This is a genomic window from Neobacillus notoginsengisoli (genome assembly GCF_003515685.1).
GTDB classification, from domain to species: Bacteria; Bacillota; Bacilli; order Bacillales; family Cytobacillaceae; genus Bacillus_D; species Bacillus_D notoginsengisoli.
In genome coordinates, this window is sequence record NZ_QWEG01000005.1 from 114,527 (window position 1) to 131,199 (window position 16,673).

Below are 16,673 nucleotides of genomic sequence, written 5' to 3' on the forward strand. Positions count from 1 at the left end.
AGTCAAGCCTCCTCCGTCGGCAACTGACCTTAAAGGTCCGATTCGTGAAATAAGATTTTTCTTAGGGCTTCAGCCCTTAGAAAAATCAATCGGGCTCTGCGCGACTAACCATCAGCAAAAATCGCTGATGGAAGTTTCACTTTATCTCAGTCGAAGCCCCTCCAGTTTGTACAGCGATGACCAAAAAGGAAAGCTCCTCAGAATAATCATCGCAGGGACAGGCGTTTTTTGCCTGTCACGAAGGCGCTTGCGCTTTTGTTCATACAGCATCTTCCTTTAGGTAAAAAAGGCCGCCATTTATAAGGGAAATGATTATCTTCGGCTCATATTGTTCCTGCAAAGCCATTTTTTCTATTCTATAGCTTTCATTCTGTTCTTCTTCTGAGTCCTCGTAAAAATGTTCCAAGAGCCGCAAATCCTTTTTCCATCTTTCCACTGCCGCATTTGCCCAGTCATGCTTTTCTGCTTCAATTCCTGACCGAAGAAAGTTTTCAATTCGCATCAATCCGCTTCCAGGTTTGATTAGCGGAGAGATTGTATAGGAGTAATCGGGAATTTTAGGTGTCAAAGAAATTTCGAGCATTCTGTCATGAAATTCCTCGATCATTCGCCCGTTTATTAAATGAAGGCCAATTGATTTAAAGACATCCCTTTTCCGGTCGCATTGATACGACACTTTCACATTGAGACATAGCCAGGGAAGGAGAGCGGTCTGCCGAGTGCTTACATGCGATTGGTAGAGCCGTGTATAGCGCGCCAATGATTTTGCCGACTCAAATATTTGGTGAAGCCTTGGGGAGCCAAAATGAATCTTTTCCCCTTTTACCCCTTCAGGTTCTTTTCCTGAATTTGTTATCAATGTAATCGTCAACGGATTTGGAATTCCGCCGGTTCTTTCAAGATAATGCCAGTAGAAAGGCCGGTTCATCAGTTCTTTGTCGATTTCTGCAGTTAGCTGGACAGAAAGATGGCTGTTAGATCGGTCCGTAATTTCGCAGTTATTCGCTTCGAAATAGCGGATAAGAAAATCATGAATGTCCTGCTGCAGCATGCTGGCTATCCCCCCGAATTCCATTAGCGAATTCAATCATTGATGATAAGTTCTCCATTTTTATTTTCATTTCCCCTTCAGTTGCAGAGTGCCCAAAAATATCAGCCAGATGGTCTTCAATATTGCCAAGCTCCAACTTGACGAGAATATCATCCAATTCGCCAACTACTTTTTCAAAAAGGTTGATTTTTTCGTATAAAAGCTTTAATACATGTTCTTCCATTGTGTTCTTTACAGCAAAATTATAAATCTTCACATCCTGTTTCTGGCCGAGGCGGTGAACGCGGCCAATTCTTTGTTCTAGTCTCATCGGATTCCAAGGCAGGTCGAAGTTGATGATATGGCTGCAAAACTGGAGATTGATTCCTTCTCCTCCTGCCTCGGTCGCAATCAGCACCTGGGCATGCTTTTCGAAGAGCTCCCTCATCCAATCTTTCTTCCCCCTTTTAAAGCCCCCGCGAAAAGGGACAGAACTGATGCCATGCTGTTTGAGAAACCATTGGAGGTACAGTTGGGTTGCCCGGTATTCTGTAAAGATGATGACCTTGCTGTCGATCCTTTGGATGAGATCCAGTGCCTTTTCTGCTTTTGAATTGCGTTCAACCTGATTGACTTTCTCAATGAGCCTAATGATGACACTGTCGAGGCCGGGGGAAGCCTCCCTTTTTTGCAGCATATTTTTCAATGTATAATAGACTGCTTCCCTGCTGCTGCAAGCTTCCCTTTGCAGAGTCATAACTGAGAAAGCACTTGCTCCAGCCCAATCCTCCGACTGACGCATTTCAGAGATGGCCTCATAAAGATTTCTTTCGGTCTCGGAAAATTCAATCGGGATCGTTTCGACATGCCTCTTTGTCCATTCAATGCCAGTATCGCCGCGGCGATTTCTAATCATTACTTTATTTACAAGCTCCTTTAAATTGGCATTTTCATTTAGAGAGCGAGAGTCTTTCTTGTATTTCTCATAAAACGCCGATTCATTGCCGAGATGCCCGGGTTTTAACAGTGAGACCAGATTGAATATTTCCCCAATTTTATTTTGGATTGGTGTTGCAGTTAGTAAGAGGCAGAATTTCTTTTTCAGGTTTTGTACAAATTCGTAGTTTTTCGTTTTGTTATTTTTCAGTTTATGGGCTTCATCAATAATCACCATGTCATAATCCTGCTTATAAACAAGCTCCCTATGAGGGCTTCTTTTCGCCGTGTCGATAGAGGAAACGACAACGTCGCACTGTTCCCATACATAGGCTTTTTTTTGCGAGACTGCCGGAATGTGGAACTTAGAATTCAGTTCCATTGCCCATTGGGTAACAAGGGAAGCCGGGACAAGGATCAACACTTTTCTAGCCAGGCCCCTGATCATATATTCTTTTAAGATGAGACCGGCCTCAATTGTTTTGCCTAGACCGACTTCATCTGCAAGAATGGCTTTTCCATTCATATTTTCAACGACCTGGCGTGCCGCTTCAAGCTGGTGCGGAAGGGGAGTTAATTCCGGCAAATAATTAGGGGCCTGCAGTCCTTCAAATTCAGGAATAGCAAGCTGGCGTTCAGCACTTATTGCTAGTTTGAACAATTCCCAATTCCCCCAGGGGCCGTCATGGTCAATCTTGTGCAAAAAATCCTTCTGCCAGTCGGAATCGAACTTTATTTCAACAGGCATCCAAGTGCCCCCTTTCAAAATAATTCTTTCTTTAAAGAAAAGATGCAAACGCTTACTTTTTTATGGTAAACTCAATACAAGGGTTTAAAAGCATTGCCCCGCAAACCCGTTTAATGGTAGGATGAAGGTAGACTTAAGAGTTTTAAAAATTGCAACAATCTTCCGTTTTCATTTGTTTCAAGCTTTCCCGAACCAGTAAGTGGCCTGGGAAGGGCATGTTGGCGGGGATTCTTTTTTATGGAATTACTCATAAAAAGTGTTCCTTCTGGCAGGTATACAGTGAGAGATGGTATCTCTTAGTATGACCTGTTTATAAAATATTATAATAGCGGATGAAGGCAAGGGGAGAGACTACGTTTTGTAGCGCCGAAGGAGCAAGCATGGTATGTGAATCTCTCAGGCAAAAGAACTCTTGCTGGACGCGGCTCTGGAGAGCGCTTTACATAGGAGAAAGTGAATCTTCCATCAGAGGGCTCATCCCTACTGATGGTTAGATGAACCAATCGGACTTTTACGGGCAGTTTACCCCGGCCTAACTTTGTTTCCTCTGAAATTCGAGGTGGGGGTCTTGACTATCCGTTAAGAGTGGGATAAAGCCACCAAAGGGGAAAACCTGGTTACAGGCAAACTTTCAGGTGAAAGGACAGAGACCTCTCTTGCAACAAGGGAGGTCTCTGTCCTTTTTTGCAGCACGGTTTTTAAATAGAATGGGTTTGTTTATTGTCCTAACATAACAGACCAACATGGGAAAACATGAAGGCTGCAAAACTGTGAAAATCGGAAGAGAAGTAAAGTGGTTGGACAAATGAGACAAGGGGGATTTTAAATGCCGGAATTGAAACGCACTCCGCTCTTTGAGGCTTACAAGGAGTACGGTGGTAAAACAATTGATTTTGGCGGCTGGGAACTGCCGGTACAATTTTCTGGTATCAAAGAAGAACATGAAGCAGTAAGGACGAAAGCGGGCCTCTTTGATGTTTCCCACATGGGCGAAATTGAAGTCAAGGGTGCGGACAGCCTGAAGTTTTTGCAGAAAATGATGACAAATGATGTATCGAAATTGCGGGATGGCGCGGTACAATATACGGCAATGTGTTATGAAAACGGCGGAACTGTGGATGACCTTCTTATATATAGAATGGGTGCCGACCATTATCTGTTAGTCGTAAACGCCTCCAATACCGATAAAGATTATGAGTGGCTGAAAGACCATCTTGAAGGCGATGTAACGATGGAGAACCTTTCTGATCAAACCGCCCAAATTGCCATCCAAGGGCCCTTGGCAGAGCAAGTCCTTCAGAAACTTGCCTCCGAGGATAATCTTTCCGAAATCGGCTTTTTCAAGTTCAAGGACGAAGTTGATTTGAAAGGCGCAAAAGCGCTTGTCTCAAGAACCGGTTACACAGGGGAAGATGGCTTTGAAATTTACTGCGACCCGGCTGATGTAGCCATGCTCTGGAAGGAAGTCCTTGAAGCAGGCAAGGAAGAAGGCGTGCTTCCATGTGGCCTAGGAGCGCGGGACACCCTCCGCTTTGAAGCCAACCTTGTCTTATACGGGCATGAAATTTCACCTGAAATCTCCCCGTTGGAGGGAGGAGTCGGCTTTGCTGTTAAGGTAAACAAAGAAGAAAACTTTATTGGCAAGGAAGTTTTGAAGCAGCAAAAGGAGAATGGCCTTCCAAGAAAGATTGCCGGTATTGAAATGATTGACCGGGGAATTCCGCGCTATGGCTATCCTGTCTATTCAAGTGGGGAACAAATCGGCGTAGTTACCACCGGCACCCAATCACCAACATTGAAGAAAAATGTCGGCAATGTGCTGATTAACTCCGAATTTGCCGGTTTGGACAACGAATTGGAAGTTGAAATCCGCGGCAAAAAGCTGAAAGCGAAAATTGTACCACTACCGTTTTATAAACGTGATAAGAAATAATTAGGGGGAAAACCTGATGAAACACCGCTATTTACCGATGACTGAACAAGACAAATCAGCCATGCTTGAAACCATTGGGGTTAAATCCGTTGATGAGCTTTTTAGTGATATTCCTGAGAAAGTGCGATTCCAGGGCGAATACAATATTAAACCGGCAAAATCAGAAACGGAACTGATGAAGGAACTGGCTGCACTTGCTGCAGAGAATGCCGACTTTAAGAGCCACGCATCTTTCCTTGGTGCTGGTGTTTATGACCACTATATGCCGGTCATCGTGGACCATGTTCTATCCCGTTCCGAATTTTATACTGCTTATACACCATACCAGCCGGAAATTTCGCAAGGTGAGCTTCAGGCTATCTTCGAGTTCCAGACGATGATTTGCGAGCTTACCGGTATGGATGTTGCCAACTCCTCCATGTACGACGGAGGGACAGCTCTGGCTGAAGCCGCGATGCTAAGTGCCGCTCAGACCAGAAGGAAAAAAATCCTGATTTCCGAGGCTGTCCATCCTGAATCTCGGGCCGTTGTAGAAACGTATGCGAAGGGACAGTACATTGAAGTAGTTGAAATCCCTGTGAAGGACGGTCTGACTGACCTCGAAGCCATGAAAGATCTTGCTGGCGGAGATATTGCGGCAGTTATCGTCCAATATCCGAACTTTTTCGGACGAATTGAGCAGTTGAAGGAAATCGAGGAAATCGCTCATGCGAACAAATCAATGTTTGTTGTATCAAGCAACCCGCTTGCACTGGGCGTCTTGACCCCGCCTGGGAAATTCGGTGCGGACATTGTCGTGGGCGATGCACAGCCGTTTGGTATTCCCGCAGCGTTCGGCGGCCCGCACTGCGGATACTTTGCCGTGACTGAAAAGCTGATGAGGAAGGTGCCGGGCAGGCTAGTCGGCCAGACACAGGACGATCAAGGGCGCCGCGGCTTCGTATTGACACTTCAGGCCCGCGAACAGCATATCCGCCGTGATAAGGCAACATCTAATATCTGTTCCAATCAGGCGCTGAATGCCCTGGCGGCTTCTGTCGCGATGACTGCGCTTGGCAAAAAAGGCGTCCGTGAGATGGCCGCAGCTAATATTCAGAAGGCGCATTATGCAAAGAAAGTATTGAAGGAAAACGGCATTGAAATTGTCATGGACGGACCGTCCTTCAATGAATTCGTCATTAAGCTTGGCAAGCCTGTTAAGGAAATCAACCAGGCCCTTTTGCAAAAAGGCATGATTGGAGGCTACGATCTCAGCCGTGACTATAGCGGATTGGAAGGCCATATGCTTGTAGCAGTAACGGAGCTTAGGACGAAAGAGGAAATTGATACATTTGCAAAAGAATTGGGGGATCTACATGCATAACCAGGACCAGCCGCTAATTTTCGAAGTAAGCAAACAAGGACGCATTGGCTACAGCCTGCCAGAAATGGATGTGCCCGAGCTGGATTTGAACGGCCTTCTCCCGGTCGGCTATGTACGCGAGGAGGAGCCGAACCTTCCGGAAGTTTCGGAACTCGATATTATGCGCCACTATACAGCACTTTCGACCCGGAACCATGGTGTGGACTCAGGCTTTTATCCGCTTGGTTCCTGCACGATGAAATATAATCCAAAGATCAATGAGAATGTCGCCAGGTACAGCGGCTTTGCCCATATCCACCCGCTCCAGGATGAAAGTTCCGTACAAGGGGCGCTTGCTCTGATGTACGACCTGCAGGAGCACCTGATTGAGATTACTGGAATGGATGAAGTCACGCTGCAGCCTGCAGCTGGCGCGCACGGAGAGTGGACCGGATTGATGATGATCCGCGCCTTCCATGAAACAAATAATGATTTTAAGCGTACCAAGGTCATTGTACCTGACTCAGCTCATGGAACAAATCCGGCTTCCGCAACGGTTGCTGGTTTTGAAACCGTAACGGTAAAGTCAAATGAGCATGGCCTTGTCGACCTCGAAGACCTTCGCAGGGTTGTCGGGGAGGATACGGCAGCACTCATGCTCACAAACCCGAATACACTAGGGCTGTTTGAGGAAGACATTCTCGAGATGGCGGAAATCGTCCACGGAGCAGGCGGAAAACTTTATTATGATGGCGCCAATCTGAACGCCGTTATGTCAAAGGCCCGCCCTGGAGATATGGGCTTTGATGTTGTCCACTTGAATCTCCACAAAACATTTACCGGCCCGCACGGTGGAGGCGGACCAGGTTCCGGCCCGGTAGGCGTCAAAGCTGACCTTATCCCGTACCTGCCAAAACCGATCGTGACAAAACGCGGCGACGAATACGTATTCGATTACGACAGGCCGCAGTCAATCGGACGCGTCAAGCCGTTCTACGGTAACTTTGGAATTAACGTCCGTGCCTACACATACATTCGCTCCATGGGTCCGGATGGACTGAAGGCTGTGACAGAGTATGCTGTGTTGAATGCAAACTATATGATGAGAAGGCTGCAGCCGCATTTTGACCTTCCATTCGACCGCCACTGCAAGCACGAGTTCGTCTTAAGCGGACGGAGGCAAAAGAAGCTTGGCGTGCGTACATTGGATATCGCCAAGAGGCTGCTTGATTTCAATTATCATCCGCCAACCATCTATTTCCCTCTGAATGTTGAGGAATGTATCATGATTGAACCGACAGAAACAGAGTCGAAGGAAACACTCGATGGATTCATTGACACAATGATCCAGATTGCCAAAGAAGCAGAGGAGAACCCGGAAATTGTCCAGGAAGCGCCGCATACAACCGTCGTCGGCCGCCTGGATGAAACGATGGCAGCAAGGAAGCCAGTCCTACGGTACCGTCCGGAATAACAGAAAGCCCGCACTCAATCCGTGCGGGCTTTTACTCATTATTAGGTGGTAAAAGATGTTGAATTGGATAAAGTCATAACGCATTTTTTTCAAGTTTGTGTTGAAGGAACGGTAATCAACGTCCCTCTTTAAGAAAGTTTTTTGCAAAAGTAATAGCCCACCGCATTTAATGCAGTGGGCTTGAATATTATTTCTTCGCTTTTACTTTCCCGGACCATTTCTTAAAGCCGCCTTCAAGCTGGCTCAGGTTTTTATACCCTCTTCTATACAGGAATTGCGCTGCGCGGCCGCTACGCATTCCGCTTTGGCAATATAGATAAACAGGCAAGTCGGGACGGATTTCCTTCATGCGTGTTTTCATTTGGGATAACGGGATGTTTCTCGAGCCAAGGATATGGCCGGCGTTAAATTCGTTGGCTTCCCGGACATCAATCAGTTGCGCCTTACGATAGCCCGCGCGGAACTCCTCTTCAGACAGGGTTTTAACAATTCTGCGCTGGTAAAACCACATAATGATTGAGTAGATGAGAAAACCAGCTATGGCAACCAGCATAAAATAAAGTGGACTCACGTTTCCAGTACTCCTTTCAAGCTTTGCTACGACAACAAGTATAATTGTATAGCTTAAGATGGGTGCAGTAAAGGGATTCCCTAAAATTCTTTTTAATGGGATGGGTGGCAAATCATCCTGCTATGATTTTAATGTTTGTTCTGATAGACTAAAATTCGCGGCTATCACTAGTTAACCAGTAAAAGAGGGACTTAGATGAAGGAGAAATGGTTTTACATTGATTCGGGGGATGGGTCACCATCGTTTAACATGGCACTTGATGAAGCATTGCTCGAGTGGCACAGTGAAGGGAAAATTCCTCCGGCTATCCGCTTCTACGGCTGGAATCCTGCCACACTGTCGATTGGTTATTTTCAAAAGGCAGAAAAAGAGATTAATATGGAAGCTGTTAAACGGCATGGGCTTGGTTTTGTCAGAAGGCCGACCGGCGGCAGAGGGGTTCTCCATGAACATGAACTTACATACAGTGTCATTGTCTCTGAAGAGCATCCTAATATGCCTGTATCCGTTACCGAAGCATATCGGGTTATTTCAGAAGGGATCTTGCACGGATTTAGAAATCTTGGCATGGACGCCGACTTTGCCGTTCCTAAAACCGAGGAAGAAAAAAACTCTCTAAAAAACCCAAGGTCATCTGTCTGCTTTGATGCACCAAGCTGGTATGAGCTTGTTGTGGAGGGGCGAAAGGTAGCTGGCAGTGCCCAAACACGCCAGAAGGGGGTCATTCTGCAGCACGGCTCCATTCTTCTAGACCTTGATGAAGATAAACTATTCTCGTTGTTTCACTATCCGAATGAGAGGGTCAAGGAACGGATGAGAAAGACTTTCAAAAACAAGGCAGTTGCAATCAATGAAATTAGCCGGAGGCGGATAAGCCTTGAGGAAGCAAAATCAGCTTTCAAAAAAGGTTTTGAAGAGGGACTTGGTATTGAATTAATTCCTTATTGTTTAACAAAGGAACAAATCAGCCAGGTGGAAAAGATTGCTCGGGACGTTTATGAGAACGACGAATGGAATTTTAAGAGATAAGGGAGCGGAGCACCGCTCTTTTCGTGTTTTCGTGGGAATGTTTACCTGTTCTTTATTGGATGTTCTTTTTGAGTAGCAACCTTCGAATTATGTCAAAATTAATTAATTCCTGTAGAAATTCCTGCGAAATCTCCTTTTTCCTCCGTTTTTTAATCAAATCCTTTCTTGACAAAAATTTATTATTTTGCCTCACACCCAATATATAGTAGTGTTGAAAATATTTCAGGTACTATATATTGATTTTTATGGTTTCGGTATGATAGTTTAAGGGTATCTCGAAAAACAACTAGATTTAACTAGACATCCAAGAGTTCGACAAATGTGGTTAGAGAGAATATTGGCAGAGGAGATGTGATCATGTCTGTAGCGCTAAGAAAAAAACTAAATATTGATTTTGAAAGGTTAAACGAAGATATCCGTTTATTCCCCCAGGTTCATCCTGTTACTCCGGATATGTACATCACTCATAAGGGAGTTTCCCGCCTGGTCATGCTGGACCGATACACATTTAAAGACACAGAGAAAATCACTTTGACAAAAGGTGATTTCGTCGTCCTGACTGTGAAGGAGGATCCTAAATTCCCTGCAAGAGGATTGGGATATATCCTGGATATCGATTGGGAAAAGAAAGTGGCCACTGTCATGGTTGATGATGAGTTTAGGGGCGTGCTTGATACCCCAGAGGAAATCGAAACTGGCGTCATTGTAAGGTCACTTGATGTAATCGAGAAGCCACTGGAAATTTTCTACGAGCAAATTGCCAAGCGGAACGCCACAGGCCTTGCATCCGTTGAAAAGACAGAAGAAAAGAAAATCGAGTGGTTCAACAAGTTTTACGAAGAACTCGTCAACTTGAACTTCATTCCTGCGGGCCGAGTATTGTACGGAGCTGGAGCAGAAACGGACGTGACGTTCTTCAACTGTTATGTGATGCCTTTTGTCCAGGATTCACGCGAAGGGATTTCTGACCACCGTAAACAGGTGATGGAAATCATGAGCCGTGGAGGCGGGGTTGGAACGAATGGATCGACCTTAAGGCCGCGAGCAACACTGGCAAGAGGGGTAAACGGAAAGTCTTCAGGTTCAGTCTCCTGGCTGGACGATATCGCCAAGCTTACACATCTTGTTGAGCAAGGTGGATCCCGTTAACACCATGGCGGGATTAAAATCTCGCGAATTGCTGGAACACCCTTAGAGCCTTATCAACCACAACGTGGCCGGCAACGGCGGGCGTGAAGGTTTGAAAATGATAAGGATTGGGCAATCAGCAGCGAAGCTTCTTTGGAAACGGAGAAGAACGTTCAACGACTATTAAAATCACCTAAAGATTCTGCATAGAGAAATAAGAAAGGATGTTAGATGTGGATTCCAAGGTGAGAGTAAACCATATGCCACGGAGACGGGCATACGGGGCGCGAGACAAAGAGAGATTAATTAACACTATAAAAGAGCTTCATAATAAAGGGTTAAGCCAAGTTGAAATTTCAAAAGCCTTGAATGTAAGCAGAGGTACTATTCTAAGATGGAATAAAGAATTAAAGTTTTTTGTTCCGAGAAAACCCGGGGAAGCAGGAAAAATAAAAACCAAAATCTATCCATACAATGAAAATTACTTTTCCACAATCAATACTCCTAATAATACGTATCTTGTTGGGTATATTTTGGGAGATGGAACTATCGTGGATAGAGGAAAGTCTAAAAGGTTAGTTTTAACCTTAGCCGAAACTGATAAACAACTTCTGTACGACATTGCGAAGGAATTAAATATGCCTTCTGCTGTTAAGTTCCGAAAGACGAGGAGTACAAAGGAACAAAATAAATATTCATTACCTATTAACTCTACAAAAATGTGTAATGATTTGATTCAATTAGGCATTAAACCTCAAAAGACAGGCAAAGAAGAGTGGATTGAATTTGGTAGTGAAGTACTCCAATGGGCTTTTCTTAGAGGATTCTTTGATGCAGACGGGCATATTCGAGTTTATTACAGGAACGGCTATCTTAAAACTAGACTGGGTTTTACCGGAACTAAATGTATGATGCAATCCATCCTAGGGTTTTTTAAGGAAAATGGAATAGGGAAAAATGTAAAATCTATTACTGCAAAACAAGGCTGTTATGACCTTTACATTTCAAGCATGGCTGATGTCCGACTAATTTATAACAAGCTCTATAAAAGTGGAACAATTAAACTTCAGCGTAAATATGATAAAATTCTCTCTTTGATAAGATAGTCTGATCTCATATGAAAGTATGAGAGCCTGGCAGAAATGACCAGGCCCGCTAGTAAGCGAGTAACAATAAGCGTGGAGCACAAATGATAATGTTGGCGGATTAACAGATGCACTAGTCCGCGTCGTTCAGACAATGAACGACAAGAAAATCGGGTGAATTGCGGGGAAATCCTTAGAGGCTGGCAAGCTACAACGTGACTGGAAACGGTGAGCGTGAATGCTATAAAAATTGCCATGCATTGGACAATCTGCAGCCAAGCGTCATCGGGCATAGGTGATGGCGAAGGTCCAACGACTAGAGAGTGAGTCCCAACAATAAACTCTCATTAGCGCCCGGCCCCTAACAGATCAAGCTGAGGGTGATGATATAGTCTAGTCCGGTTGCAAAAGCAGCGAAATATTCCGAAAGGAACGGTATGTACGTGGCATCCAGATATTATTGAATTCATTATTTCTAAAATGCAAAACCCTAAAATCCTGCGTTTCCTTATTGAGAATACGACTGATGAGTGGATTCAAAAGCAGGCAAAGAACAAGCTGAAGTTCACACCGCTTACGGAACAGGAAAAAGCGATGTACCAGGGAATCATCAATTACAAGCATATTCCTGGTTACGGCGGATTCAGCGAACGAATCATTGCTGAAGCTGAAGAAAAGCTAGAAGAAGGCGGCAACTATTCCGTCCATAATCTTGAATTCCTGACAGGAGCCAACATTTCTGTGACTCTGACAAAAGAGTTCATGGACGCAGTCGAAAACGATGCTGATTATGAACTTCGTTTCCCTGCAGTAGAGACCTACGATGAAGAAATGATGAAAATTTACAACGAAGAATGGCATAAAGTGGGCGACGTACGCGAGTGGGAGAAAATGGGGTACAAAGTCCGTACTTATAAGACAATTAAAGCAAAAGAGCTTTGGAATTTGATCAACATATGTGCCACTTATTCGGCTGAACCAGGCATTTTCTTTATCGACAATGCCAATGACATGACAAATGCCCAAGCATATGGGCAAAAGGTGGTTGCAACCAACCCGTGTGGTAGAGTAGCTTAGTTTGCCTCACGTTAAAAATTGCGGAATTAAGCGGGAACCCTGAGATTGGGAATCCGAACCGAAGGCTAAAAGGTAAAACTTTGGTCAGGGGCAACGCATAGATGGTGAACCTGCTTAGGCAGAATATAATCCATCCACGAGGCCGCAACATTACACATTCTATCTGATGTCTCAAATTGTTGAATGTGTAATGAAAAGATATGCTGAACTAACGGGAAATGAACCGTTAGAACCAGAGGATAAAAAGCCTTTGGGATAACAATAATTTTTATTATTTAAATTGGAACAGCCTCTCGCACCATATTCTGTCTGCAACTTAGCTGCGGTAAACCTTGCGGCAATGGCAGCCAAAGAAACGAAAACTGTTGATTTTGAAAAGCTGAAGCAAACCGTTGCAACTGGCGTCAGGATGCAGGATAACGTCATTGATGCAACTCCTTATTTCCTTGAGGAGAACAAGGTACAGGCACTAGGAGAGCGCCGCGTTGGTCTAGGAGTCATGGGACTTCACGATCTTCTGATCTACTGTGAAACAGAGTATGGCTCGGAAGAAGGAAATAAACTGGTTGATAAGGTTTTCGAAACAATTGCGGTCACAGCCTATAAGACATCTGTCGAACTGGCTAAAGAAAAAGGGAGCTTCCCATTCCTAGCAGGTGAGAATGAAGAAGAAACAAACCGCTTGAGGAAGGCTTTCACAGAAACAGGCTTTATGCAAAAAATGCCTGAAGAAGTAAGGGGAGCTATACTGGAAAATGGAATTCGCAACTCACATTTATTGACCGTTGCGCCCACGGGATCTACTGGGACAATGGTCGGAGTTTCAACAGGACTTGAGCCATACTTCTCCTTCTCTTATTTTAGAAGCGGAAGGCTTGGCAAGTTCATCGAAGTGAAAGCAGATATTGTAAGCGAATATCTGGAAAGTAACCCTGAGGCAGATCCAAATAACCTTCCACAATGGTTTGTCACTGCCATGGAACTTGCACCTGAAGCGCATGCTGATGTACAGTGCGTCATCCAGCGCTGGATTGACAGCTCCATCAGTAAGACGGTTAACGCGCCAAAAGGCTACAGTGTAGAACAGGTTGAAAAAGTGTACGAGCGCCTTTACAAGGGCGGTGCCAAGGGCGGAACCGTTTATGTTGACGGCTCCCGTGATTCACAGGTACTTACACTTAAGGCGGAAGAGAATACTGTTGAAGATTCTCTCGAGCTTCAGTCAAAACCTAAGCAGCGTGTTGTCCTTGTAGACACCATCAGTGACCTCAGATCAACAAATGTCACGATCGGTTCTGAAGTCGGAAACACTTGCCCAGTTTGCCGAAAAGGACAAGTAAAAGAAATCGGCGGCTGTAACACTTGTACAAACTGCAACGCACAACTGAAGTGTGGACTATAAAACCATGTGGCTTTGAAACAAAGCTGCGATGTTTTTAAAAAAATTGCGGAGAAACACCCCTTTGGATATGATAATCCATAGGGGTGTTTTTTATAGGAGATGATGTGTTAAAAGTTGCCCGACATTAAGCTAGAATAAGCTTTATCATGAGGAACAAAGTTGAAGGCGAGCTAGCATAAAACTAACTATCCACTTGTTAATAAGGATACAAAAAATGGGGTGCAAAGTGAGTAAGGTACGAATGTGGCTAGAAAAACGATCTCCTGCCCAAATTATTACAGGCTATTATTTACTAGCGGTTATGATATCAATTCTATTATTTAGCCTGCCTCAAGTTTATAAACCTAAGGTAGAATTGTCTTTTTTTGATAAAGTTTTCATGGCTGTCAGTGTAGTGACTGACACAGGTATGACGATATTTAATATATCGGAAACTTATAGCGTATTTGGGTATTTTATCATTATGCTCGTGTTACAATTCGGGGGCATTGGCATAATGGCCATGAGCACGTTTTTTTGGTTGCTTTTAGGCCATAAAATTGGATTAAAACAACGGCGTCTCATCATGATTGACAATAATCAGTTTGCGTTATCAGGACTCGTTCGATTAGTTCGAGATATTTTGAAAATGATTATATTTATTGAGCTTTTCGGTGGTATCATTTTAGGATTTCATTTCTTGAATTATTATCCTGACTGGAAGGAAGCGTTTCTTCAAGGCTTATTTTCATCGGTTTGTGCGACGACTAATGCTGGGATGGATATAACCGGAGAATCTTATGTTCCTTTTGCAAATGATTATTTTGTGCAACTCATAACGATAATACAAATTATCATTGGAGCCATTGGGTTTCCTGTATTGATTGAAGTGAAGGAGTATTTATCCAGGAAAAAGATAAAAGGTGAATACCGTTTCCGATTTTCTTTATTTACAAAGGTAACGACAGCTACATACGGGATTCTTCTTGTTATCGGAACAATCCTTATTTTCCTGCTTGAATTCCAGCATTATTTTAAGGATGTTCCATGGCATAAAACATTTTTTTATGCTTTTTTCCAATCAGCTACAACAAGAAGTACTGGTTTTACTACAATGGATATTACAGACTTTTCAACTCCTACGCTTCTAGTTATGAGTATTTTAATGTTTATAGGCGGATCTCCCAATTCTATGGGCGGTGGAATCAGGACAACGACGCTTGCATTAAACTTATTATTTATTTATAATTTTGCGAAAGGAAAGCGTGAAGTCAAGGTCTTTAACCGTGAACTTCATCAGTATGATATTATGAAGTCTTTGGCGATTACTTTATTAGCTATAGTTATGTGCGCAGTATCGGTTATTGCAATAAGTTTTTCCGATAGCCAGCAGCAGCTTATTGCTATTTTCTTGGAAGTTTGCTCTGCCTTCGGTACAGTAGGCTTATCCATGGGGATTACCCCGGAACTTAGTGTTTTTGCTAAATGTATTCTAATGGTTTTAATGTTTATTGGAAGAATTGGTTTAACTTCTGTCTTTCTTATTATCGGGGGAGAAGGCAATAAGGACGTTAATTATCGTTATCCAAAAGAGAGAGTTATTACAGGTTAACAATGGGTACGTATAGTTGAAACTTTTTTATAAGAATTATACGATGCTTCCACAAATAAAGAATCCGTTTTGATTTTTCAAAACGGGTTCTTTTCATTTAACGGATGATATGGGTTTATGAGGTATTTTTAATGAAACATTATTTTAAAGCATCACGGAAAATTTTTCCGTCCTCTTTTTTATATTGCGTGTATCCCTTTTGCCAATACTAAAACAAATTAGTATTGCAAAGAAGAGAGGGAACACGATGAAACCATTTATGCCGCAGCTCGTTTATATTGAACCACAGGCACTAGAATACCCGCTCGCCCGTGAACTGAAAGACAAATTTGAAGGGATGGGCATCGAAATACGGGAAACAACTTCCCATAACCAAGTCAGGAACATTCCTGGACAAAATGAACTTCAAAAATATCGAAATGCGAAATCGACACTTGTTGTAGGAATCAGGAGGACATTGAAGTTTGATACGTCCAAGCCCTCCGCGGAGTATGCCATTCCGCTCGCAACAGGCTGCATGGGACACTGCCACTACTGCTACCTGCAGACAACGCTCGGAAGCAAGCCGTATATCAGAACGTATGTAAACCTGGACGAAATTTTCGAACAGGCGCAAAAATATATTGACGAACGCGCCCCGGAAATAACCCGATTTGAAGCAGCCTGTACATCGGATATTGTCGGAATTGACCATCTGACACACTCGTTAAAGAAAACAATCGAATTCATCGGCCAGACTGAGTTTGGCCGCTTACGTTTTGTGACCAAATACCAGCACGTTGACCATCTCCTGGATGCGAAACACAACGGAAAAACAAGGTTTCGTTTCAGTGTCAATTCCCGGTATGTAATCAAAAATTTTGAGCCTGGAACTTCGTCATTTGATGACCGGCTTGAAGCGGCGAGAAAGGTCGCCACTGCAGGATATCCGCTCGGATTCATTGTCGCTCCCATTTACAGGCATGAAGGCTGGGAGGAAGGCTACCAGGAGCTTTTTGAAAGGCTGAAGGTATCACTTGAAGGGGTCCCGCTCAACGGGCTTACCTTTGAAATGATTCAGCATCGCTTTACAAAGCCTGCCAAAAATGTCATTCTCAAGCGTTATCCGAAGACTAAGCTTGAAATGGATGAAGAAAAGCGCAAGTACAAATGGGGACGCTACGGCATCGGCAAGTATGTGTATCCAACAGAGGAAGCTGCCGAGCTTGAAAGAACGATTAAAGGATACATCCACGAATACTTCCCGGATTCCGAAGTCCAGTACTTTACCTAAATATTAAGATGTAAAACAAAATAACAATTTGTCCAGTGTACTAAATTTGCAGGA

The 16,673-nt window shown here is 43.8% G+C and carries 10 protein-coding genes, 3 pseudogenes and 1 riboswitch; of the genes and pseudogenes, 10 read left to right on the forward strand and 3 right to left on the reverse strand.

Annotation, left to right across the window (positions count from 1 at the left end; translation table 11 throughout):
* Window positions 1–259 precede the first annotated feature (259 nt).
* The gene (locus D1B31_RS09025; RefSeq protein ID WP_118920452.1) at window positions 260–1,051 is read right to left on the reverse strand and encodes a YqhG family protein; all 792 of its coding nucleotides are present in this window, start codon (window positions 1,049–1,051) and stop codon (window positions 260–262) included.
* Entirely contained in the window at window positions 1,029–2,714 is a 1,686-nt protein-coding gene (locus tag D1B31_RS09030; RefSeq protein ID WP_118920453.1) for a DEAD/DEAH box helicase, read from the reverse strand. The genes D1B31_RS09025 and D1B31_RS09030 overlap by 23 nt, the downstream gene beginning before the upstream one ends.
* Before the next feature lie 332 nt (window positions 2,715–3,046).
* A riboswitch (glycine riboswitch) is annotated at window positions 3,047–3,136 on the forward strand.
* Between the two features lie 404 nt (window positions 3,137–3,540).
* Between D1B31_RS09030 and gcvT the strand changes: the two genes are divergently transcribed.
* The 3 genes from gcvT to gcvPB are packed head-to-tail and all read left to right on the forward strand — an operon-like array spanning window position 3,541 to window position 7,463.
* Window positions 3,541–4,647, forward strand: coding sequence for a glycine cleavage system aminomethyltransferase GcvT (gcvT, locus tag D1B31_RS09035; protein ID WP_118920454.1), 1,107 nt, complete (start codon window positions 3,541–3,543; stop codon window positions 4,645–4,647).
* Window positions 4,648–4,663: 16 nt separating this feature from the next.
* Window positions 4,664–6,010 carry an aminomethyl-transferring glycine dehydrogenase subunit GcvPA gene (gene gcvPA / locus D1B31_RS09040; RefSeq protein ID WP_118920455.1) on the forward strand — a complete coding sequence of 449 codons (1,347 nt, stop codon included), beginning with the start codon at window positions 4,664–4,666 and terminating at the stop codon, window positions 6,008–6,010.
* Window positions 6,003–7,463 carry an aminomethyl-transferring glycine dehydrogenase subunit GcvPB gene (gene gcvPB / locus D1B31_RS09045; protein ID WP_118920456.1) on the forward strand — a complete coding sequence of 487 codons (1,461 nt, stop codon included), beginning with the start codon at window positions 6,003–6,005 and terminating at the stop codon, window positions 7,461–7,463. The genes gcvPA and gcvPB overlap by 8 nt, the downstream gene beginning before the upstream one ends.
* Window positions 7,464–7,650: 187 nt before the next feature.
* On the opposite strand, the gene D1B31_RS09050 is transcribed toward gcvPB, so the two are convergent.
* A complete protein-coding gene (locus D1B31_RS09050) occupies window positions 7,651–8,034 on the reverse strand; it encodes a rhodanese-like domain-containing protein (RefSeq protein WP_118920457.1) in 384 nt (127 codons plus the stop codon).
* A 195-nt stretch (window positions 8,035–8,229) separates the two neighbouring features.
* Here D1B31_RS09050 and D1B31_RS09055 point away from each other — a divergent pair, with 195 nt between their 5' ends.
* From D1B31_RS09055 to splB, 7 genes and pseudogenes are all read left to right on the forward strand, one after another.
* A complete protein-coding gene (locus tag D1B31_RS09055) occupies window positions 8,230–9,063 on the forward strand; it encodes a lipoate--protein ligase family protein (protein ID WP_118920458.1) in 834 nt (277 codons plus the stop codon).
* A 357-nt stretch (window positions 9,064–9,420) separates the two neighbouring features.
* Window positions 9,421–10,209: pseudogene (locus D1B31_RS09060) on the forward strand (ribonucleotide reductase N-terminal alpha domain-containing protein); the annotation flags it as partial.
* Window positions 10,210–10,424: 215 nt separating this feature from the next.
* On the forward strand, window positions 10,425–11,297 hold the full coding sequence (locus D1B31_RS09065; RefSeq protein WP_158587508.1) for an LAGLIDADG family homing endonuclease: 873 nt from the start codon (window positions 10,425–10,427) through the stop codon (window positions 11,295–11,297).
* Between the two features lie 423 nt (window positions 11,298–11,720).
* Window positions 11,721–12,341 (forward strand): annotated as a pseudogene (locus tag D1B31_RS09070) (vitamin B12-dependent ribonucleotide reductase); the annotation flags it as partial.
* A 295-nt stretch (window positions 12,342–12,636) separates the two neighbouring features.
* Window positions 12,637–13,755, forward strand: a pseudogene (locus tag D1B31_RS09075) (vitamin B12-dependent ribonucleotide reductase); the annotation flags it as partial.
* A 214-nt stretch (window positions 13,756–13,969) separates the two neighbouring features.
* Window positions 13,970–15,346, forward strand: coding sequence for a TrkH family potassium uptake protein (locus D1B31_RS09080; RefSeq protein WP_118920462.1), 1,377 nt, complete (start codon window positions 13,970–13,972; stop codon window positions 15,344–15,346).
* Window positions 15,347–15,593: 247 nt separating this feature from the next.
* Window positions 15,594–16,619 carry a spore photoproduct lyase gene (gene splB / locus D1B31_RS09085; RefSeq protein WP_118920463.1) on the forward strand — a complete coding sequence of 342 codons (1,026 nt, stop codon included), beginning with the start codon at window positions 15,594–15,596 and terminating at the stop codon, window positions 16,617–16,619.
* The last annotated feature ends 54 nt before the right edge of the window (window positions 16,620–16,673 follow it).

What these genes read in the sequence shown, in the direction of transcription:
- gcvT (WP_118920454.1), top strand. Translation starts at nt 3,541, where the DNA reads ATGCCGGAATTGAAACGCACTCCGCTCTTTGAGGCTTACAAGGAGTAC.
- splB (WP_118920463.1), top strand. Translation starts at nt 15,594, where the DNA reads ATGAAACCATTTATGCCGCAGCTCGTTTATATTGAACCACAGGCACTA.
- D1B31_RS09025 (WP_118920452.1), bottom strand. Translation starts at nt 1,051, where the DNA reads ATGCTGCAGCAGGACATTCATGATTTTCTTATCCGCTATTTCGAAGCG.
- gcvPA (WP_118920455.1), top strand. Translation starts at nt 4,664, where the DNA reads ATGAAACACCGCTATTTACCGATGACTGAACAAGACAAATCAGCCATG.
- D1B31_RS09030 (WP_118920453.1), bottom strand. Translation starts at nt 2,714, where the DNA reads ATGCCTGTTGAAATAAAGTTCGATTCCGACTGGCAGAAGGATTTTTTG.
- D1B31_RS09080 (WP_118920462.1), top strand. Translation starts at nt 13,970, where the DNA reads ATGGGGTGCAAAGTGAGTAAGGTACGAATGTGGCTAGAAAAACGATCT.
- gcvPB (WP_118920456.1), top strand. Translation starts at nt 6,003, where the DNA reads ATGCATAACCAGGACCAGCCGCTAATTTTCGAAGTAAGCAAACAAGGA.
- D1B31_RS09055 (WP_118920458.1), top strand. Translation starts at nt 8,230, where the DNA reads ATGAAGGAGAAATGGTTTTACATTGATTCGGGGGATGGGTCACCATCG.